Genomic DNA, 19,990 nt, shown 5'->3' on the forward strand with positions numbered 1-19,990 from the left:
TATGGCGGTGGTACGGCGGGCCAGGGGGTTCCGTTGCCACAATCCCCGCGGGCGGCGGACCGGCCCGGGAGGTGCGTCAGCGCCCTCCCGGGCCGTGGACCTCCCCTTGCGCCGAAGCCTCCCCGCGACGGCGCGCCCGCACCCGGCCCCGCCCGCGCCGCCCGGCGTCCGCGGGAGGTGCTCCACCAGCGGTCCACACCTGCTCCACACCTTCTCCACGGCCCTCACCACTGTCTCCTTCACCACATTCACCGCCCCCGCCCGCGCCGGAACGTGCCCTTAATGTCCCGCATGCCGACCTCGAACGGTCCTCAACCGGTCCCTGGTCGCGTACGGGGCTTTCCGGCATATCAACTCCGGCATGTGCCGCAGACTTTGGCGCGAATCAGACGTTTCGGCTGATGCGTGTTTCACACTCGCCTCGCGGCTGCCCTCAGCGCGCGACCCGGCGCTCCTTGGTGCACCCATGCGCCGCTTTGCGCGCCTTCACGTGGCAGCATGGTCTTTCGGACGTCAGACGTGGCAGCGAAGCGGTAGAGCAGTGGGGCGGCGGCAGAGCGGCCCCCCGCGTACCGGCTGTCCACAGCCTGTGGAGGCGGCGATGCGGTGGTTGGTGGGGTGGAGCAGTGCCACCGCGGGTCCCGTTCCCGGCAGCAGGACCCGTACGCTCCTGCCCGTCGGTGCCCAACTCCTGTGGTCGGAACCGGATCCGCTGTGGGCCGTCGGTGACTGGCGGCCCGACGAGGTCCGTGTCGTCCAGGCCGATCCGGGCGGCGGCGCCGCGTACGCCTTCGGCGGCGGCAAAGGTGCGGCGTACGGCTCCGCGGGCGCGGCCTACGGGGACGGTTACGGCGACACGTACGGCGGGGCGGGTGCCGCGTACGGCGACGGCGGCGCGTACCGCAACGGCGGCCGGGGCGGCGGCGGTTCGAACGGCTCCCACAGCAACGGCTCCCACAGCAACGGGCACGGCGGGGGCGCCCCGCACACCGTCGCCCGGCTCGCCGTACTCGGCCGATGCGGCGCCAGCGACGCCGAGTTGCGGCTCGGCCTGGTCGCCGCCCGCGGCGGCGCGCTGCGCCATCTGACGGCCTGGTCGGGCAGTTACACCGCCGTACTCCAACTCGGCCGCCGCATCACCGTGTTGGGCGACCTCGCCGGGGCCAGGCCGGTCTTCCACACTCGTTGGGCGGGCGGTACGGCGTACGCGACCGCCGCCCTCCCGCTCGCCGACCTCATCGAGGCCGGGCTCGACGTCACCCACCTCGCCGCGCTCCTCGCCTGCCCCGACTCGCCCGAAGCGCTCGGCGACGGCACCCCGTACCTCGGCGTCCGCCGCGTCCCGCCCGGCCACGCGCTCATCCTGCGCGACGGTGCCCCGGAGATCAGCGGCTACGAACAGACCACCTCGCTGGCCGTCGGCCACCAGCCCACCAACAACGCCGACGCCACCGCGGCCGTCGAGGGCATACGGGACGCGCTCGTCGACGCCGTACGCGCCAGGCTCTCCCAGGCCCGCTTCGTACCCGACCCCGGGGACGGGCCCGCGCCCGGCATCGGCGCCGACCTCTCCGGGGGCAGCGCCTCCGCCACGCTCGCGCTGCTCGCCGCGGGGCTGCCCGGCAACCCCGGCATGCTGCCCGGCGCGCCCGGCTCCCTCGCGGGCGAGCGGCTGCTCGCCGTCACCTTCAACGACCTCGCGGGCGGCGGACCTCCGGGGTCCTCCGGCGGGGAGCCCTCGGGCGGCGGACTCCACTCCAGGGAAGCGCAGTTGGAGCGGGCGCGGATCATGGGCGCCGACCCGCGGCTGCGGCACGTCGTCGTCCCCGGCGGCCCCGAGGCGCTGCCGTACGCCGACCTCGGCGGCGGCGCGCTCACCGACGAGCCCGCCCCCTCCCTCGTCGACGCCGAACGCAACCGCCGGCGGCTCGCCGCGGGCGGCGCCGACCACCTCATCGGATACGGCGCCCGGCAGGTCCTCGACGCGCATCCCGCGCGGCTCGCCGACCTCCTGATGGACCGGCGCCGCCGCCACCTCGTACGGCCGGTGGCCGCGCTCACCCGCGCCGACGGGGCCCTCGGGCACCCCGCGCTCGTGCCCTTCACCGTGCCGATCACCGTCTACCGCGCCGCCCGGCGGCTGGCCCGCACCCCGTATCAACAGGGTGTGGAGGACGCGGCGGCGCGGCTCCAGCGGCACGAGTTCGGCTCCGCCGGCAGTGGGCCGCTGGCCGCGTCCCTCGCCGCGATGACCTGGGTACGGCCGGGGCCCGCCGCCCGCTGGCTCACCGGGGAGGCGCTGGCCGAGGTGTCGGTACGCCTCCAGGACGCCGCGCGGCGGCCGTGGCCGATGGACCGGCCGGGGGAGCGGCGCGCCCGCGCCGTGCTGGCGCGTACCGCCGCGGATTTCCGCGCCTTCGAGCAGGCCGCGGCGGTGCCCAGCCAGCGGCTGCACGCGCCATTCCTCGACAACCAGGTCGTCCGGGCCTGCCGGGCGCTGCCCGGCGCCCTTCGCGTACGGCCCGGCGCCCGGGCCGACGTCCTGCGCGACGTCCTCGAAGGCGCCGGGGTCCGTGACCTGCCGCCGGGGTGGGGCGCCAACTCCCACTCCACCGCTGCCGCGGCGGCCCGCACGGGGTTGCGCTTGGCGCTGGACGACCTTCTGGACCTTTTTGACGCGCCGCTGCTTGCCGATGCCGGGCTCATCGACGCTCGGGTGGTGCGCTCCGCGCTGGTCGCTGTCGCGGACGGGGGTGGGGTGCCGGCGGATCTCGACGGGTTGGGCGACCTTGTCGCCACTGAGGTCTGGCTGCGGCGGCTGCTTGCGCGGAGGGGGTCGTGCTGGACCGATCCCGCCACTCCCACTGATCCCCGCGCCCTCTCTTCCGGCGTCCAGCGCCTCTCTCTCTGACGTCGCGTTTCTCCTTTTCCCGCCCGCCCACCCGTGCGGGTGTTTTCTTCGTCTGCGGGTGCCGCTTGTGCCTGGGTCGGTGCCGGTCCGGGGCACCTCCTCGAAATGCGGCTACCTGGTCTCCTGTATCCGGTGCCCTTCTTGTCACCGCATTTCTGCGGGGGCACCCCGGCCCGTCCCCTCCCGGTACGTCGGCGTCCGGCGGTCCGGTGGGGGTTGCCGGGGAGGTTAGGGGGTCTTTTCGGCATGCCGCCCTGCGCCGGTGGCCCCTCCCGGTGGGGGCCCTTCTCCAAGCGCCCCACGACGCCCCCTGCGCCCACCCCACTCCGACACCCCTCACCCCTTAGGTCCCGCACCTCCCCCCACCAGGCTGGAGGGGGTGGTGTGAGGCCCCCTTCCGCCCGCCCCGCCGGGAGGTCGGGGGCGCAGGGGTCGGGCTCCCACCCACCCCCCTGCCCGGCCACCCCAACGGACCGTCTTGCGTACAGGTCCGGCACCCCACCCACCCCCCTTTGCCCACCCACCCCCTCCTCCCGCCCGGCTGGACGGTCGGTCGCGCGGGGCCTGGGCCCCCACCCACCCCCTCCGCCCTCAGCCACAGCGGACAGGCGGGCGCCGGTGGACCGGAGGGGACGGTGCGGGGTGCCCCCGCAGGGGGACGAACGGGCAAGGGCAGAAGCGAGTGGAGGTGGCCGCAGGTTCGTCGCCCGAGGAGGTGCCCCGGGCCGGGACCGACCAGGCACAGGCGGCACCCGCAGACGAAGAAAGCACCCGCACGGGTGGGCGGGCGGGAAGGCCCAGGCACCGCAAAGGCGCCCACCCCTGTCAGTGGGGTGACGCAGAATGGTCCTCGGGGAAACGACGGGGACAAGGCGAAGGGAGGTCGACATGACGGTATGGGACGACGTCGTCGGCCAGCAGCGCGTAGTCGCGGAGCTATCAGCGGCGGCGGCAGACGCAAACGCCTTGGTGACGGCCCACGAAGAAGGCCGTCCACAACCCGAGGCGTCAAGAATGACGCACGCCTGGCTGTTCACCGGCCCCCCCGGCTCGGGCCGATCCACCGCCGCCAGAGCCTTCGCCGCCGCACTCCAATGCGTCAGCCCCGACCGAGCCCTCGGCGCCGCCCCCGGCTGCGGCTTCTGCGACGGCTGCCACACCACGGCCGTCGGCACCCACGCCGATGTGGAATTCGTCCGCACGGACCTCCTCTCCATCGGCGTCAAAGAGACCCGTGACCTGGTGCGGCGCGCCGCGCTGTCCCCGGCCGGAGGCCGCTGGCAGGTCATCGTCATGGAAGACGCGGACCGCCTGACGGAAGGCGCGGGCAACGTACTGCTGAAGGCCGTCGAGGAGCCCGCCCCCCGCACGGTGTGGCTGCTGTGCGCGCCGTCGGTGGAGGACGCGCTGCCGACGATCCGTTCGCGGTGCAGGCTGCTGAGCCTGCGTACGCCCTCGGCCGAGGCGGTCGCGGACGTACTGATGCGGCGCGACGGCATCGACCCGGCGCTGGCGGAGCGGGTCGCGCGGGCGACCCAGGGCCACATAGGGCGTGCGAGGCGGCTGGCGACGGACGAGTCGGCACGGTCCCGCCGCGCCGCGGTGCTGCGCGTACCGCTGCGGGTCGCGGACATCGGCGGGTGCCTGCGCGCGGCGCAGGAGTTGGTGGACGCGGCGCAGGAGGACGCGAAGGCGGTCGCGGAGGAGGTCGACGGCAAGGAGACCGAGGAGATGCGGGCGGCCCTCGGCGCGGCGGCGGGCGCGGGCAGCCGGATGCCGCGCGGCACGGCGGGCGCGATGAAGGAGCTGGCGGACCGGCAGAAGCGGCGTTCGACGCGTACGCAGCGCGACACGCTCGACCTCGCGCTCACCGACCTCGCCGGTTTCTACCGCGACGTGCTGTCGTTGCAGCTCGGCTCGGCGGTCGGCATCGCGAACACCGAGGTCCGCGAGGGCATCGAGCAGATCGCGTCGTCGTCCCGGCCGGAGAACAGCCTGCGCAGGATCGAGGCCGTGCTCGCCTGCCGCGACGCCCTGGACCGTAACGTCGCCCCGCTGCTGGCGGTGGAGGCCATGACCCTGGCGCTACGAGCGGGCTGAGGGCCGAGCCGCGGCTCGGGGTCCGTCCGCCGGAAGGGTCCCCGGCGGTCCGGGGTTCGTCCTCCGGAAGGGCCCCGGCGGCCGGAGGGTTCGTCCGCCGGAAGGCCACCCCCTTGGTCCGTCCGGGTGATCCCGCCCCCGCCCCCGTAACGTCTCCCACCCCACGGCCCGCAGCCGTTGCAAGGTGCAGACAGCGTTCCCGCGCTTCCGCCGCCGTACGGAATCACCAACCGCCCCGGGGGGCATCCCACCCCGAGGACCGACCCGAGGACCCGACCAGGCCCAAGGGTCCGGCCCAAGGCCCCGGTCCAAGACCAAGGCCCAGGAACCTGGTCCATGGCCCCGGCCCGAGGACCAGCCCCCCGTACCCGGCCGCACCGTCCCAGCGGGAGCGCACCCGCACCCGAGGGGTTCCGCCGTGGCCGACGTCGTCCTGTCCGTCCTGCTGCTCGCGGCGACCGCCGCCGCCGTACTGCTGGCCCACCGCGCCCTGCGGCACTGGTGGTCAGAGCGCGCCGGGCGGCCGTACGAACTGCCCGCCGACCGCCTCGGCACCGCCCTGCGCGCGGGGGCGGCCGGGGTCGCGGCGCTCACCGCCCTGTCGCTCGCCGTGCCGTTGCTCAGCGACTCCCGCGACACCGGCCGCGCCGACCGGGCCCCCGCCGGGGAGTCGGCCGAGTCCACGGCCACCGTGCCGCCCGCCCCCAGCCGTACCCCCGCCCCCGCCCCGCCGGCGCCCGAGATGCGTACGGTCGGCCACCCGGCGGGCGGCACCCTGATGGAACTGCGCGACGGCATCCGCGTCTGGCTGCCGCCGCGTTACGAGTCGGCGGGCGCGGCGAGCCTCGCGTACCCCGTCGTCCTCGCGCACCTGCCCGCCACCGGCGCCCCCGACCTCTTCGAGGGCTTCGCCGTACAGGCCAAGCGCGGCCTGGCCAATCCGTTCCTGCTGGTCATGCCGCGCGACTGCGGTCAGGACCCGGTCGCCGTCCTGGCGGAGGCCGCCCGCCACTTCCGCGCGCTGCCCGCGAGCGGCGCGCACGCCGTCATCGGCCTCGGCGCGCAGGCGCCCTGCGCGGTGCACGAGGCGCTGACCCACCCGGGCCGGTACCGCGCCGCCGCCGGGATCTCCGGTACGTATCCGCCGCTCGCCCCGGCAGCGGGCCCGCACCCGGCCCTGCTCCTGGCCGCCACCACCGGCGAACTGGCCCCGCGCGCCTCGGCGTTGCGCCTGCGCGCCGCCCTGCGCCCGCGCGGCGACCAGGTCCGGATCATCGACGGCGTACGGGTGCGGCGCGAGATGTACGCGCTGGTCGCGGGGTATCTGACGGAGAAGCTGGAGGGGCCGAGCCGTAAAGCCGCCTCGGCCGTATCGAAGCCGCGCGGCACCTCGGCCGTATCGAAGGCCGGTCACGCGACAGCCGTACCGGAAGCCCACGCCGCGACCGGGGCGGCGCCCACCCCCACCCCCCTCAAACGCTCATAATCGTGCGTATCACTCGTAAGGGGACAGCTTGAGCGTCTGTCCCCGCCCCCCGGCCGATACGCTCGCAAGCACCCGACGGGAGGATCCGAGCCGCCGATGCACTCCAAGCGCCTGCTCCGCATCCCGGCCACCGTGATCGCGGTGACCGGACTGCTGCTGTCCGCATGCACCTCAGAGGGGGGCGGGCACAAGGCCGCGGCGTCGTCGCCGGTCCCCGCCACCACCTCGCTCACACCGCTGCCGTCCGAGAGCCCCGCGGACCTGGCGCCGTACTACGGACAGAAGCTGTCGTGGCACGACTGCGGCGTCCCCGGCTTCCAGTGCTCGACCATGAAGGTCCCGCTGGACTACGCGCACCCCGTCACCGCCGACGACCTCAAGCTCGCCGTCGCCCGCAAGAAGGCGACAGGCCCGGGCAAACGGCTCGGCTCGCTGCTGGTCAACCCCGGCGGCCCCGGCGGCTCGGCGATCGACTACCTCCAGTACGCGGCCCTCGGCTACCCGACCGCGGTCACCTCGCGGTACGACATGGCCGCCGTCGACCCGCGCGGCGTCGCCCGCAGCGAGCCCGTCGAATGCCTCAGCGACCCGCAGATGGACGCGTTCACGGCCGTCGACACCACGCCCGACGACAACGCCGAGGTCAACAAGCTCGTCACCGCCGACCGCGGCTTCGCCAACGGCTGCGAGAAGCGTTCCGCCAAGATCCTCGGCCACGTCTCGACCGTCGAGTCCGCCCGCGACATGGACATCCTGCGCGCGCTGCTCGGCGACCAGAAACTGACGTACGTCGGAAAGTCGTACGGCACCTTCCTCGGGGCCACCTACGCCGGGCTCTTCCCGCAGCGCGTCGGCCGTCTCGTCCTCGACGGCGCCATGGACCCCTCCGTCGGCGCGCTGGAGAGCAGCCGCGCCCAGGCCGGCGGCTTCGAGGTCGCCTTCAAGGCGTTCGCGGCGGACTGCGTCAAGCGCTCCGACTGCCCGCTCGGCACGACGTCCACCGACGACGCGGGCAAGCACCTCGACGCGTTCTTCGCCTCCCTGGACAGCCACCCGCTCTCCACCGGCACCAGCCGCCCGCTCACCGAGGCCCTCGGCACGACCGGCGTCATCGCCGCGATGTACGACGAGGGCGCCTGGCCCACCCTGCGCGGCGCCCTGGCCAGCGCCCTCAAGGACGACGGCGGCCCGCTGCTCAAGCTCTCCGACAGCTACTACGAGCGCGACGACAAGGGCAAGTACAGCAATCTGATGTACGCCAACGCCGCCGTCAACTGCCTCGACCTGCCCCCGGCCCTGTCCTCCCCGGCCGACGTCGAACGCGCCCTCCCCTCCTTCCGCGCCGCCTCCCCGCACTTCGGTACGACCCTGGCCTGGTCCTCCCTCATCTGCGGCTACTGGCCCCTGCCGTCCACCGGCCACGCCCAGCGCATCGAGGCCAAGGGCGCCGCCCCGATCCTCGTCGTCGGCACCATCCGCGACCCCGCCACCCCGTACGCCTGGGCCGTCTCCCTCGCCTCCCAGCTCTCCTCCGGCCACCTCCTCACCTACGACGGCGACGGCCACACCGCCTACGCCCGCGGCTCCGACTGCATCGACACCGCCGTCAACGCCTACCTCCTCGACGACACCGTCCCCCCCAAAGACCAGAAGTGCACCTAACCCCTGACCTGCACCCCCCTTGATCCCCCAACGGTCCGAACCACCCCCCGGAACCCTGTAGACTTGGCGCCGCTGCGCCTGCCACCCTTGGCATCAAGGCGCAGCGCGCCGCCTTAGCTCAGTTGGCCAGAGCAACGCACTCGTAATGCGTAGGTCTCGGGTTCGAATCCCGAAGGCGGCTCCACGGTAAACCCCAGGTCGGGCCTCTGACCTGGGGTTTCTTGTTCTGGTTGACCTTGGAATTCGGGTGAAACGGACACGTGCGGTCCGTGCATCGTAATGCGTAGGTCTGCGGTTGGCTCTCAGTGGTCGCTTCTTCGGTTCAGTGCTCTGACCTGTGACTTATCGCCATCCGCCTTCTAGTCTGCTCTCCGAAGGCCGGACCCGGTGGCCATCCGGTGGCCGCGCGTGCAGGCAGCGTGCAGTAGGACCGTCGGTGCTCGGTTCGTTCAGGGCTGAAGGGTTGTCGAGTTGCGACAAGGGCGCAGCGCACTGAGCCTTTTCAGCGTTGCCTCTCCAGGGTGAGGACGGCCTTGGCGATGACGGTCATGCGGTTGGGGCTGATGCGGGATCTGCGGAAGATCTGCCAGGACTTCAGCCGTGCCGTGCCGCGTTCGACGGGGGCTCGGGCCTGGGCCAGCGCCCGGTTCACGGTGCGCTGGGTGGGGCTGAGTTCGCCACCGGGTAGTCGTCTGACGCCGGTAGTGACCCAGGCGCTGGCGCCCTGGTAGGCGCGGTCGGCCAGGACCGGGATGCCTTGCCGTTCACAGATCCGGATGATCCTGTGCGTGCGGGCGGTGGTCAAGTCGTGAGTGCGGCCGGGCAGGGCGGGCGAGATCCACAGGACCCCGCGGCGGGATCCGTGACGACCTGGACGTTCACGCCATGGCGGCGATGCTTGGCCGAATAGTCGGCGCGGCTGTCGCCTACGCGATCGCACTCGGCGAGGGTCCCATCGAGGAGGACGAAGTCCGGGTCGTTGTCGCGCAGCGTCTTCAGCAGTCCCGGGGCACGATCGGCAAGCAGCCCGGTGACGGCGGTGACGTATCCGTGCGCGGTGCCGACGGATATCCCGAAGGCGACTGCAAGGCGGGCGAGGGTCTCGTGACGGGAGCCCTGTCCGTTGCGGCCCCGCCCTCACGCCGCCCCCGTCCCCCGATCGGTGACCCGCTGAAAAGGCTCAGTTAATGCTCCTCGTGACCATTACCTCAGGGCTGGGATTTTGACTTCACCCGCATGATGTAGAAAAAGGGACCTGATAGCATAAGAATGAACGCCAGAAGGAACCACCCGCCTTTGTTTCCCATGGCGATAAGTGCGATTGAAAGCACCAGCCCAAGGAATACAAATACACTAGTGAAGATGATCGAACGTCGCAGTGCCGCACGCTGTCGAATGTTCCATCCGAGATCAGGCATGCAGCTACCCCCTCTAACTCTACTTTCATGAAGGGGCTGAGGCGACTGCGTCGCCTCAGCCCCAGAAATCTTGCGCAGAACTCAAATCAATTATCCTGAGACTTCACCTGATGCATATTGGCTCGCCGCGTTGGAAAGTGCGTAGCACCTCAGTCCCGCTACAAGGGAAATTCCTTCAGTCTCAGGAGTTCCTGCCACGGCAAGGCTAGTGCACATACCTCCTACGATTCCACCAGCCATAACACCAGCCAAGTCTCCCCACAAAGCTTTTGTGTCGCCTTGGTATGCGTGATAGCCAGCTTGAGCGAGGTCGCCAACCGGTCCAGCCCACTCGCTAACGGCATCGAGGAATCCGAGCCCGTTGGGGTCGGTGTGGTTGACGGGGTCGGCGCCGAAGGCGGCGTAGGGGTTGGTTTCCTGGCCTGAGGGGTCGGTTTGGGTGAAGCGTTCGGTGACGGCGTCGTAGTAGCGGGCGCCCATTTTGTACAGGCCGGTGGGGTCGAGGTAGGCGTCGTGGTAGCGGTAGGGCTGGGGGACGGTCTCGCTCACGCCGCCGGTGCGGGGCATGCCGGTGGGGTTGTAGGTGTAGGTGTTCACGCGGTGCGCGGCGTTGTCGACCAGGCCGAGGACGGAGCCGTCGGCGTCGGTGAGGTAGTAGTAGCTCTTTCCCCCGGTCCTCATGGAGTTGAGTGTGCCCCCGGGCTCGCGGGTGAATCCGGTGTCGGCGCCGGTGGCGGTGGAGGCGGCGAGTCCTTCGGGGCCGTTGTGGAAGGCCGTGGCGCCGAGTTGGGTGCGTTCGGCGTTGTCGGTACCGGCGTAGGCGGCGGTGTAAGCGGTGCCGGCGGCGGTGAGGGAGGTGAGCTGGTTGAAGTCTGACCAGGTCTCGCCTGTGCGGATGCCGGTGGTGGAGGCGCCGTTGGTTTCGTCGCCGGCGGGTGTAGGTCCAGCCGGTGGCGGAGCCGTTCTTGGAGGTCAGCTCGGAGGCGTCGTTGTAGGTGTAGGTGGTGGTGCCGGGGCAGGCGTCGTCGGAGCCGGCCGTGGCTGACACGGTGTTCCCGGCGGCGTCGTAGCAGTACAGCCAGATCGCGGTGGCCGACTCCTTTGCCTTGGCGAGGCGGTTGTGGGAGTCGTAGCTGTAGGTGATGGTCTCGCCGGCCTGGTTGTCGGTGCGGGTGTGCCGCAGGTCGCCGTCCGTGCCCGACTTCCCGGAGGTGTAGGTGTAGGAGAGGTCGACCAGTGTCGTGGAGCCGGCGGCGGTCTTGATGTTCGAGGGGCGGCCGGAGTTGTCCGGGGTGATGGTCTGCGTGGTGCCGCCGGGGTAGGCGACCGAGGTCAGGACGTCGTCGTTGTTGTACTGGTATGTGGTGGTCGACCCGGAGGCGTCCTTGAGCGTCTTGAGGTTGTTGGCATTGTCGTACCCGTAGACCACCGGTCCGGTGGGGTCGGTGTAGGTGACGACGTTCCCGGCCGGGTCGTACGTCAGCAGCGTTGCCGAGCCGTCGGCCAGGGTGCGCAGCGACTCGCGGTTTAGGGCGTCCGGCAGGTACGCGGTGGTGCCGGTGGCATCGGTGCGGGAGGTCTGGTTGCCGTCACCGTCGAACACGTAGCCCACGGTCGCGCCGCCGGAGGCGGTCACGCCGGTGGTGCGGTCGCGGTCGTCGTAGGCGTCCGTGGTGGTGATGCCGCGCCCGTCGGTGGCGGTGTGCGGGCGTCCGAGCGCGTCGTAGGTGTACGTCGTGACGTTCCCGCCGACCCCGCCCACTCCCATCGCGTCGGTGGCGCTGGTAGTCGCCGGGCCGGCTGTGGAAAATCGTTTGACCTCGAGTGCGGCCGCGATCGGCGGCGCTGGTCTCGCGCTCCGCGCGGATGGAGTGCATCTCGCGCCGAAGGTCGAAGGCGAAAAGCGCAGCAAGGGCGGGGGCCGGTCCGGCCGTCGTACACCGGACCGCAGTTGACCATGTCCGCCGCGATCTACGGCGTGCGGGAGCCGGTGCACTGGCTGCTGGAGCAGGTGGACAGCGCGTTCATGCAGCGGCAGATCGCCCGAGAGGTCGGGCGGCAGCTGCGCACCGGCACCGACCCCGAGCGGCTGGCGGCACGGCTGCGCGCCAGGTTCGCCGCAGCCGTCCCGGCCGACATCCGGGAGCCGGGCCGGTGGCTGCTCGGAGTGGCACTGCCGCGGTGGGGCTGTGGCCTCGAGGACTGCGAGGCCGGCGTGCTGTGGTCGACCGGCGCGCGCTGCGAGGTGTGCGCCTCGATCGTCGCCGACCGCCGCCGGCCCGCCGCATCGAGAAGGGCATGTGCCCGGACCACGGCGCCGCCGCAGATCGGTCCGGGGCCTGTCCGGGCTGCGAGGACGACCGTGTCCCGCGCCATGCCGTGCAGAGTGTCCCGGGCGGGTTGGACACCCGGCCGCGCGGCGCCTGCTGCAACCGCGGTGCGCGGATCTTCCTGACCGGTGCCGCAGTGTTCGACGGGCTGTGCAAGCCATGCCGCCAGGAGCAGGAGGGCCGGGTGATCGACCCGGCGCCGGGCATGAATCGGGTGACGTGCACAGGGCTGGACGGCGTGCCGTGCGACCGGCCCGCGCTGCCGACCCAGCCGGTATGCCGGGTGCACCGCGCGCAGCAAGTCGCCCTCGCCGAACGGGCCAGCCTGTGACCGCGATGCCGGGCCCGCCGTGGGCGGCGTGACGCAGCCGGTTGCGCGGCGCAGCCAGGGTTCAGGACTGCTGGTCGTCAGACTCGCTACCGGGGCGCCGGTCCAGCGCGCGGATCAGGATCTCGGCTCGGATCAGGCGAACGTTGCCTGATGCGGCACTAGCAGTGGGGCAGACCACCAGGCGACATCCAGAACCTCTGGTCACCATCCACGTACGGCCCGTAGGTCCAGCCGGGGCCCCCGGAGGAGGTATATACATCGAGGTAGGTGCCGTTCACCATGATCCCCGAGGTGCGGTACCAGACGTCGCCGGTGGTGCCGACGGTGCCACCGGACACCCAGCAGTCCACGTAAGCTTGCTGCCCCGGCGCGAGGATGAGGCCGTCGATCTTCTTGGAGTCCGCCCAGGGGGAGCTGTAGACCCCCGCGTGGTACTGGGTGATCAGCGTGGCCATCTGCGGGTTGGAGTCGTGAACGTTCGGATTCGGATCCGCAGACGCCTGCGAGGACGCGCCGAGGATCGATGCCCCAGCCAACACAAGCGCGCCGAGAGCCGTGATCACACGAGCCATTGAGTGTTTCTCCCAGTCCTCATAGTTGTCAGTATCCGGCGATGGGTGATGCATCCCGCTCGGATGCCGTGCGGGGCCGCGGCCCGGCCACCAGGCGGCCCAGCCGACTGTCACCCTGTTAATCGAGGCTAAGAGCTTCCGTCCTGGATCCGTCCTAGATCCGTCCTTGCGCACTCGTCTGGCGGGGCTGGTGCTGGCGGGCTGCCAGCCGAAGTCCGATAGCGCGAACGGGAAGGTGCCCGCGCGGAGCGCGGGTGTCGCCCGCTCCATCAGCAGCGGGTCGGCGCTGGGGGCGCTGGGGGCGCTGGCGAAGCTCGCGGTGAAGCCGGACGGCCCGATCTCCGGCTACGACCGGATCGCCGACTTCGGCGCGGCGTGGACCGACGGCCAAGGCGCGTCCGACGGCCAAGGCGCGCCCGGCGGCCACAACGGCTGCGAGACGAGGGACGACATCCTGCGGCGTGATCTCACCGAGGTGAAGCTCGAGGGCAGGTGCGAGGTCGAGTCCGGTGTCCTGAAGGACCCCTGCACCGGCCGGACGATCCGCTTCACCCGGGGCCGGAAGACGAGTCCGGCGGTGCGGATCGACCATGTGGTGGCGCTCGGCAACGCCTGGCAGACCGGCGCGAAGGCGCTGTCGTAGCCGGTGCGCGAGCAGTTGGCCAACGATCCGCTGAACCTGACCACCGCGGACGGCCCGGCGAACGACGACAAGGGCGACGACGACGCCAGCGGTTGGCTGCCGCAGGCAGCGGCCGGATTCCGGTGCGAGTACGTGGCACGGCAGGTCGCGGTGAAGACGAAGTACAAGCTGTGGATCACCTCGGCGGAGAAGACCGCGATGAGCAGGATTCTGGGCGGCCGCCGCGGCCAGGTGCTGCCCACCGAGTCCGGCCACGAGGTCGCGCTGAAGTCCTCACCTGCAAGCCCTGGGGCTTCGGTCGACCGGGTCGAGCGCTATGACCCGCCGAAGTCACCGGCCGTCGTCGTGGAACGCGGGCGCGGCGGTCCGGCGCGGCGCCGGTGCCGCGTCCGGTTGACGGATCAGGAGCAGGCATCGCTGCGGCGCCGGGGCGGGCTGGCGCCGACCCCCACGGAAAATTCAGTCTGGTGACCGGGGTGCTCATAGATTCTGCCGCGGCCCCCTCGCCCAGGACGAACCCTCGTGTGCCCTTTGGGAAGGGACGGCAGACTTCCTGCGCGGGCCGGTCGTAGATCCCCACCGACGCCCCGAGCCGCATCTCTTCGCCGTCGAAACCCACGTCGGCGGCGGTCACAATGACATCGGTGGCGTCGCCGCAGGTGAGCAGGCGCTGAGGTCGGCCCGGGTCGCGGCGTGGACGACCGCGACCCGCTCGCCCGGCAGCCAGCCGCGGGCCAGGGCGTCGCAGACCGCTTCGTCGGCAGCCGCGAACGCGGCCCGCACGTAGCGGGTGTGGCCCACGTCGGGATCTCCTCCCTCGGGTACGCGCGCGAACCAGCATGGGTCGGGGAACCGTCCGCCGAGACTGGGATGCAGGCGGGCGCTGGAATGGTGGTGCGCAGGGGTCGGCCGGCCGGTCAGCGGCCGGGGCGGTCCAGGGCGGCGCGGTGGCCGCGGGCGACGGTCACGCCATGGCGGCCGTCTGCGCCGTGCGCGTCGCTGCTGCTCCCGTAGCCGCCGTGCTCGCCGCCGTCATGGGGTGGGCAGCAGGTCACGGTGTTCGTGACGGTGGCGTGCTGGTGGTGTGCCGTGAGGGTGGTCTCGTACGGCAAGGGCAGGTCCACGGGCGTGCCGTCGATCTCGGTGATTTCGGAGCGGGTGAGCGTGCAGGCGTCGTTGCCCAGGTGGACCTGTTCACCGATCGTCACCTGGTCGCCCACTGTGTAGCCGGGGCGGGCGACGCCCCAAGGCTGCGGTGTCGGTGACGCGGTGTCGGGGCCGGTGAGGGTGAGCTGGGCGTCGAGGCCGTCGGGTTGGGTGCCCTCGGGGTAGAGGTGCCCGTCGACGTCCCACTCCTTGTCGACGGTCAGGTCGGCTTCGCCGTCATCCTCCGCGGGCCGGTTGTAGACGGTGCAGGTGATCGCGTCCTGGCGGGGAGCGTCGACGGCGAAGCCGGGGCCGGCCGCAGACGCGGTGTTCTCCACCGGTACGCGCCGGCCGGTGTCGAGGTCGGTGCACACCGCGTTCTGGCCGCCCTGGGTGACCAGCTGGTATCCGGGGTGCTGGATCTCGTCCACCGTGACGTCAGCAGAGGGGTTGGCGCCGTAGCCGGGGGTGAAGGTGACCGTGCCGGTGCCGTCGGCGGTGGTGGTCCGGGAGTCGGGCAGGCCGGTGACTCCCGGTGTGGTGGTGGAGGCAGCGAAGGTCCACCCCGGGCCGGCCGGAACCGAGCCGGTCACGTCTTCGCCGGTGGTGTCGGCCGGTGTGATCTGCTTGACCACGTTGATCGTGCCGGTGCACTTGTCCACTGCCAGGTCGTGCAGTTGGCGGCCGGCCTGGCCGAAGTCAGCGGTCTGGAAGTAGTCCGCGGCCACGGTGTTGGACCCGTCGAACGCGGTCGGTCCGGAGATCGCCCGCAGGTTCAGCCCGGACACCCCCGCGACGCCGCTGCCCACACCCAGCGCGATCACCCGGGTGTCCTTCGCCTTCACGGAGTTGGCGGAGAAGACGCCGTTCTCCACGTCAATGAAGTGGGTGTTCGACCCGTCGCCCCGGCGTTCGCCGAAACGGGTCGGGTTGCCGTCGGTCAGTACCACGGTCGCGTCGTAGTGCTCCGGTGCCTGCGCCACCGCCCACAGCGCCTGGTCCCAGTTCGTGCCCTTGCCCAGCGTCCAGTCGGCGTACAGGTCCTTGAAGGAGTCCGCTCCGGCCTGCGTGGACACCGAACGCAGCTGCGGATAGTTCACGCCCACGCTGGTGGACGGCGACGCCTCGTCGAAGGAGAACAGCGCCATCCGCGAGGGCGTGCCGGTCAGCGCGTCGGTGAAGGCGTCCGTCGCGGCCTTCAGCGCCGGCAGCTGGCTGCCGACCGACGCCGACAGGTCGAGCACGACCGCGACGTCCAGACCGCACGACGGCGGCAGCGGCGGATTGTCCCGCGAGGACTGCCATACCCCGCCCGACCGTGTGGGCAGCCCATTGTTCGAGCTGTACATGAACTCGCGCGTCGACCGGTAGGTGTTCCCCGCTTGCAGCGGCGGGGTCTGGAACCGGTAGGGCGAGGCCACCGACCCCGAGCCGCTGCCCGGTCCGGTGCGCAGCACCGGGTTGGTGTACCACCCGGTCGGCGCCGCCGTCTGGCGCACCGTCATCACCGCGGAGTGGTTCGCCTGGCCCGCGGCGGTGTCCGGGACGACGAAGCTGCAGTCCCCCTCGGCGTCGGACGTGCACCGGGCCCACGCCTGTCCGATTGGATCGGTCGCGTCCGGACTCGCGTACAGCGCGAGGCCCACTCCTGCCAGCGGCGCCGCCTCGTCCTCAGAGACCCGGTCTCCCCCGGTCCGCACCGTCACCACGCTGCTGTCCGAACCAGGTGCCGGCACAAAACGCGCGGCCTGTGGGCTCACTGCCGCGGCAGTCACCGGAGCGGCGGCCAGTACCAGCGCGCTCAACGCGATCCAACACAACCTCTGCCTCATCGGCCTCTCCTCGACGACCAGCCACCGCCCACTGCGGCAAACCGGGATCAAAGGCACCCTAGGCACGCCGTCGGTGACCTCCGCCCGGACGCGCCCAGCACACGGAGCACACCAGCCACACGGGTCACGCCGGCGACGACGGCTACCGACTACGCCGGGGGATCCGACCAGCACCGAAGCCCGACTGTCCGCGATCCTGGTGGGCGCCGTGCGCCGGCCGCGATCCGCGCCTCCTGGACCGCCGCCGCACCGGCAGGTGACGGCGCGGCCGAGGCGGTCGTCGATGTGGACCTGGCGGCCGTGGACGTCGCTGCGACCGTCTACATCCACCGCGAGCACCTCCGCCACCGGCACCTGCTCGCCGCGGCCCGCCGCGATCCCGCCGCGACTCCGCCGCGACCCCGCCGCGGCTCCGGCGCGCTCTGGTGCGGAAAATGAGCCGCGTTGCTCGATATGGCCATGTTTCGAGCTATTGTACTCACGAATGGGACTGGCTAGCCTGCGCTGCGCAGTGATCGGGCCGTCTCAGCGGGGCCCCGCCCGGCCCTGGGATCGGATACTGAAGGCCATGTCCGTTCGACAGCCGCACCATCCAATGCAGCGACTCGACGCTGCTCACCAGGAGGAGCACCATGGCTGAACAAGGGATGCCTCGAAGGCGTTTGCTCGCCGTCGGCGGAGCGGTCGGCGTGTCGGGTGCGCTTTTGACGAGTGGTCAGTCGGCTGCTCGTGGCGAGTCGCGCGCGACCGGGCAGCCGGGGAACGGTGCGACCGGAGCCCCGGCGCCCACGCGGTTCGAGGACACCGTCGACAGCGTCAGACTCATTGTGTCGGCCGCGGCGAAGGCCCCGGGCTACACCGTGGTCGTCACCAAGTCGCCCTTCCAGATCACCACACTGCGCGATCGCAAGGTGGTGTTGCAGACCGACGCGGGCTCGTCCGCGTCGTCGGGGTCCGGCCCCGCGGTCTTCCGCACGGCCCAGGGAGCGTGGGCGACCGCCACGTCCGTTACGAGCGCGCGGTGGAGCGACGGTGTGCTCGTACTGACGCTGGCGACCACCGTACCCGGCAGCACCGTGACCTACCGGATCACTCCGGCCGCTGACCGGTACCGGATGACCTGGTCGGTCCAGGGACATGTCGCCGCGACCAAGGTGGCGAGCCATTATCTGGTCGAGTCGGCCGGTCACTGGTACGGGCAGGGCGAGGCGGTGACCGCGACCGGTGCGCCGTACATCGACCAGCCGTGGCCGTTGGACTCCGGCAAGGTCCGGGACAAGACGATGGCGCCCGCGGAGTATCTGGTCACCGAGCCGTTCTGGTTCACCCAGCGGGGCACCGGCTTGTGGGTCGACACCGAAGACGTCATGGATGTGTCCATCAACGACGCGCAGCAGGGTGTCTTCGGCTACACGCTCACCCAGAGTTCCACGATGGACGCCACCGTCTTCGTGGAACGCAACGCCAGAGACGTCTATGAGAACTACATCGGCATCACCGGCACGCCCGCCAAGAGCGACGCGTCGAGCGCGCAGTACGCCAAGCCGTTGTGGAACTCGTGGGCGCAGTTCTACTCCGCCGTCTCACAGGACTCGCTGTTGGGCTGGGCCAGGAGCCTGCACGACGCGGGAGTGCCGGGGCACACGGTCCAGATGGACGACGGCTGGATGAGCCATTACGGCGACTTCACCTTCAACAGCAAATTCCCGGCGCCGAAGGCGATGTCCGACGAGATCCACGCGATGGGATACGACTTCGGGATCTGGGTCACGCTGTGGATCAACACCGACGCCGACAACTTCTCCTATGCCGCCGACCACGGCTACCTCCTGAAATCGAGGACCGACCCGGCCGAACCGGGCCTGGTCAAGTGGTGGAACGGCACCGCCGGCATCGTCGACATCGCCAATCCCGAGGCCCGCGCCTGGTATGTCGGGAACCTTCAGAGCCTGCGGCAGGACTACGGCGTCGACGGGTTCAAATTCGACACCCGCTTCTACGACGAGACCTGTGCGCCGTATCCCGGTCACACCGCGCTCGACTACCTCAAGCTCGGCGCGGAACTGTGCGACCAGTTCGACCTGCAAGGCGCCGGCGTACGGATCCACTGGACCGGCTCGCAGCGGTACGGCTTCGTCACCCGGCAGATCGACAAGGGAACAAGCTGGGTCTCGCTGCGCGCGGCGGTGGCGCAGAACCTCTCGATCAGTACCGTCGGCTACCCCTTCGTCGAGACGGACATGATCGGCGGTTCACTGAGCAAGGCCCCGCCTGCCAAGCAGGTGCTCGTGCGGTGGGCGCAGGCGGCGTCGCTGATGCCGCTGATGTACTCCTCCACCTCGCCGCTCGGAGTGTCCAACGCCTACGGCAGCCAGAAGTACGATCAGGAGACGGTCGACCTCTACGTCGCCGCGGTCCAGGCTCACGAACGCCTCGCGCCGTACATCGAGTCGCAGGCCGAGCGGGCGGTGCGCACCGGGGAACCGATCATGAAGCCGCTGTTCTTCAACTACCCGCAGGATGAGGCGGCCTACACGATCGCCGACCAGTGGCTGCTCGGCGACTCGCTGATGGCCGCGCCCGTCCTCACCGATCAGACGCGGCGCGACATCCATGTTCCGCCGGGCCAGTGGTACGACGTCCTGCACCGGAGGACGATCCACGGACCCGCCGAGCTGACGGGCTACGCCGCCGACCTGAGCCGGACCCCGGTGTTCGTCCTGCTGGGCACGCACGACACCGACGCCCTGATGCATGCCGTCTCCCGCTGACGCGTCTCCGCGGGGGGCGCTCATCGGCGCAGTGTGGATGAGGGCCGTGCCGATTCACCACTGGGTTTTCGCATGCAGTTGGCCGTCGGCGTGTGTGAGCGGGTGGCCCGGTGCCGCGCCACGGCAATGAGGCCGGCCCGGAGTCGCGGGTGGGGACTTGGGCGACTCCGGGCCGGCTCGTGCGCGGGGGAGGGGGTCAGCCCTTGGCGCCCTTGGGGATTGCCTTCAGGGTGGAGAGGTCGCTGCGCAGGACGTCCTTGCAGTAGGAGACGTTGCCGGTGTTGTCGACGTACTTCGCCGAGACCCAGTTCGAGTTGTCGCGCAGCAGGTACCAGACGTCGTTGCCCGCGATGTTCTGGGCGCGGACCTTGCAGCGCAGGCCGACCTGCTGGTGGTAGCGCAGCGAGCCCTTGACGGACGAGTCCGTGCTCGGGAACTGGCGCTGGACCACGCCGTCACCGGCGACGACCGTGCCGTACGGGCGGGCCGGGGTGGCGGTCGGGGCGGCGGCCTGGGCGGCCGTCGCGCCGAGCAGCGTGGTGCCGAGTACGACGGCGGTGGTCAGCGCGCTGGCGCCGGTGATGATGCGGCCTCGGAGGGAAGGAAGAGCAGCGAATGTCGCCAAGGGACTTCTCCTGTTCCTGATGTGCAATGACACGCATGGGCACCGCTGAAAATACGCCGGACAATCTCCAACAACTAGGATAAATTGCCACGTTGGGCCGAACGTGCGCAGTCCTCACCCGTCTGCGGGTGCCGCCGCCACCCGGACGGCGGCCTGCGCGCGC

At 71.3% G+C, this 19,990-nt stretch carries 16 protein-coding genes, 1 tRNA gene and 2 pseudogenes; 11 read left to right on the forward strand and 8 right to left on the reverse strand.

Features of this window, described 5'->3' with window-relative positions; all coding sequences use genetic code 11:
* The first annotated feature begins 601 nt into the window (after positions 1-601).
* From ACIOC1_RS21910 to ACIOC1_RS21930, 5 genes are all read left to right on the forward strand, one after another.
* A complete protein-coding gene (locus ACIOC1_RS21910) occupies positions 602-2,911 on the forward strand; it encodes an asparagine synthase-related protein (protein ID WP_401856113.1) in 2,310 nt (769 codons plus the stop codon).
* 888 nt (positions 2,912-3,799) lie between these two features.
* A complete protein-coding gene (locus ACIOC1_RS21915) occupies positions 3,800-5,011 on the forward strand; it encodes a DNA polymerase III subunit delta' (RefSeq protein WP_401856114.1) in 1,212 nt (403 codons plus the stop codon).
* Positions 5,012-5,429: 418 nt separating this feature from the next.
* Positions 5,430-6,497, forward strand: coding sequence for a hypothetical protein (locus ACIOC1_RS21920; RefSeq protein ID WP_401856115.1), 1,068 nt, complete (start codon positions 5,430-5,432; stop codon positions 6,495-6,497).
* A 96-nt stretch (positions 6,498-6,593) separates the two neighbouring features.
* Positions 6,594-8,159: an alpha/beta hydrolase gene (locus ACIOC1_RS21925; RefSeq protein WP_401716804.1), complete on the forward strand. Its 1,566-nt coding sequence runs from the start codon at positions 6,594-6,596 to the stop codon at positions 8,157-8,159.
* A gap of 107 nt (positions 8,160-8,266) precedes the next feature.
* Positions 8,267-8,343 (forward strand) — tRNA-Thr (locus ACIOC1_RS21930).
* A 318-nt stretch (positions 8,344-8,661) separates the two neighbouring features.
* On the opposite strand, the pseudogene ACIOC1_RS21935 reads toward ACIOC1_RS21930, so the two are convergent.
* The 4 genes and pseudogenes from ACIOC1_RS21935 to ACIOC1_RS21950 form a co-directional block, all read right to left on the reverse strand.
* A pseudogene (locus ACIOC1_RS21935) lies at positions 8,662-9,269 on the reverse strand (transposase family protein); the annotation flags it as partial.
* A 98-nt stretch (positions 9,270-9,367) separates the two neighbouring features.
* Positions 9,368-9,577 (reverse strand): hypothetical protein, encoded by a 210-nt coding sequence (locus ACIOC1_RS21940; protein ID WP_355336288.1) that lies wholly within the window; start codon positions 9,575-9,577, stop codon positions 9,368-9,370.
* Positions 9,578-9,667: 90 nt separating this feature from the next.
* Positions 9,668-10,258, reverse strand: coding sequence for an RHS repeat-associated core domain-containing protein (locus ACIOC1_RS21945; protein ID WP_401856116.1), 591 nt, complete (start codon positions 10,256-10,258; stop codon positions 9,668-9,670).
* Positions 10,259-10,886: 628 nt separating this feature from the next.
* A pseudogene (locus ACIOC1_RS21950) lies at positions 10,887-11,345 on the reverse strand (RHS repeat protein); the annotation flags it as partial.
* A 189-nt stretch (positions 11,346-11,534) separates the two neighbouring features.
* Between ACIOC1_RS21950 and ACIOC1_RS21955 the strand changes: the two are divergent.
* Together ACIOC1_RS21955 and ACIOC1_RS21960 are read left to right on the forward strand one after the other, a co-directional pair.
* Positions 11,535-12,032 (forward strand): hypothetical protein, encoded by a 498-nt coding sequence (locus ACIOC1_RS21955; protein WP_401856117.1) that lies wholly within the window; start codon positions 11,535-11,537, stop codon positions 12,030-12,032.
* Positions 12,033-12,043: 11 nt separating this feature from the next.
* Positions 12,044-12,238 carry a hypothetical protein gene (locus ACIOC1_RS21960; RefSeq protein WP_391159494.1) on the forward strand — a complete coding sequence of 65 codons (195 nt, stop codon included), beginning with the start codon at positions 12,044-12,046 and terminating at the stop codon, positions 12,236-12,238.
* 158 nt (positions 12,239-12,396) lie between these two features.
* Here ACIOC1_RS21960 and ACIOC1_RS21965 read toward each other — a convergent pair whose 3' ends face one another.
* Positions 12,397-12,693: a hypothetical protein gene (locus ACIOC1_RS21965; protein ID WP_401856118.1), complete on the reverse strand. Its 297-nt coding sequence runs from the start codon at positions 12,691-12,693 to the stop codon at positions 12,397-12,399.
* Between the two features lie 283 nt (positions 12,694-12,976).
* Here ACIOC1_RS21965 and ACIOC1_RS21970 point away from each other — a divergent pair, with 283 nt between their 5' ends.
* Complete coding sequence (locus ACIOC1_RS21970) at positions 12,977-13,453, forward strand: hypothetical protein (RefSeq protein WP_401856119.1); 477 nt, start codon at positions 12,977-12,979, stop codon at positions 13,451-13,453.
* Between the two features lie 3 nt (positions 13,454-13,456).
* Positions 13,457-13,924: an HNH endonuclease family protein gene (locus ACIOC1_RS21975; RefSeq protein ID WP_401856120.1), complete on the forward strand. Its 468-nt coding sequence runs from the start codon at positions 13,457-13,459 to the stop codon at positions 13,922-13,924.
* A gap of 159 nt (positions 13,925-14,083) precedes the next feature.
* Here the strand turns inward: ACIOC1_RS21975 and ACIOC1_RS21980 are convergent, their stop codons facing one another.
* Together ACIOC1_RS21980 and ACIOC1_RS21985 are read right to left on the reverse strand one after the other, a co-directional pair.
* Entirely contained in the window at positions 14,084-14,254 is a 171-nt protein-coding gene (locus ACIOC1_RS21980; RefSeq protein ID WP_391042865.1) for a hypothetical protein, read from the reverse strand.
* Positions 14,255-14,370: 116 nt separating this feature from the next.
* Positions 14,371-16,299, reverse strand: a complete 1,929-nt coding sequence (locus tag ACIOC1_RS21985; RefSeq protein ID WP_401856121.1) for a vWA domain-containing protein — start codon at positions 16,297-16,299, stop codon at positions 14,371-14,373.
* A 432-nt stretch (positions 16,300-16,731) separates the two neighbouring features.
* Here ACIOC1_RS21985 and ACIOC1_RS21990 point away from each other — a divergent pair, with 432 nt between their 5' ends.
* Together ACIOC1_RS21990 and ACIOC1_RS21995 are read left to right on the forward strand one after the other, a co-directional pair.
* Positions 16,732-16,869, forward strand: coding sequence for a hypothetical protein (locus ACIOC1_RS21990; protein WP_401856122.1), 138 nt, complete (start codon positions 16,732-16,734; stop codon positions 16,867-16,869).
* A 389-nt stretch (positions 16,870-17,258) separates the two neighbouring features.
* A complete protein-coding gene (locus ACIOC1_RS21995) occupies positions 17,259-19,202 on the forward strand; it encodes a glycoside hydrolase family 31 protein (protein ID WP_401856123.1) in 1,944 nt (647 codons plus the stop codon).
* Between the two features lie 196 nt (positions 19,203-19,398).
* On the opposite strand, the gene ACIOC1_RS22000 is transcribed toward ACIOC1_RS21995, so the two are convergent.
* The gene (locus tag ACIOC1_RS22000) at positions 19,399-19,827 is read right to left on the reverse strand and encodes an SH3 domain-containing protein (protein WP_355336303.1); all 429 of its coding nucleotides are present in this window, start codon (positions 19,825-19,827) and stop codon (positions 19,399-19,401) included.
* Positions 19,828-19,990 lie beyond the last annotated feature (163 nt).

Origin of the sequence: Streptomyces sp. NPDC088197, from assembly GCF_044741185.1 — a bacterium.
In the GTDB taxonomy this organism is placed as follows: domain Bacteria; phylum Actinomycetota; class Actinomycetes; order Streptomycetales; family Streptomycetaceae; genus Actinacidiphila.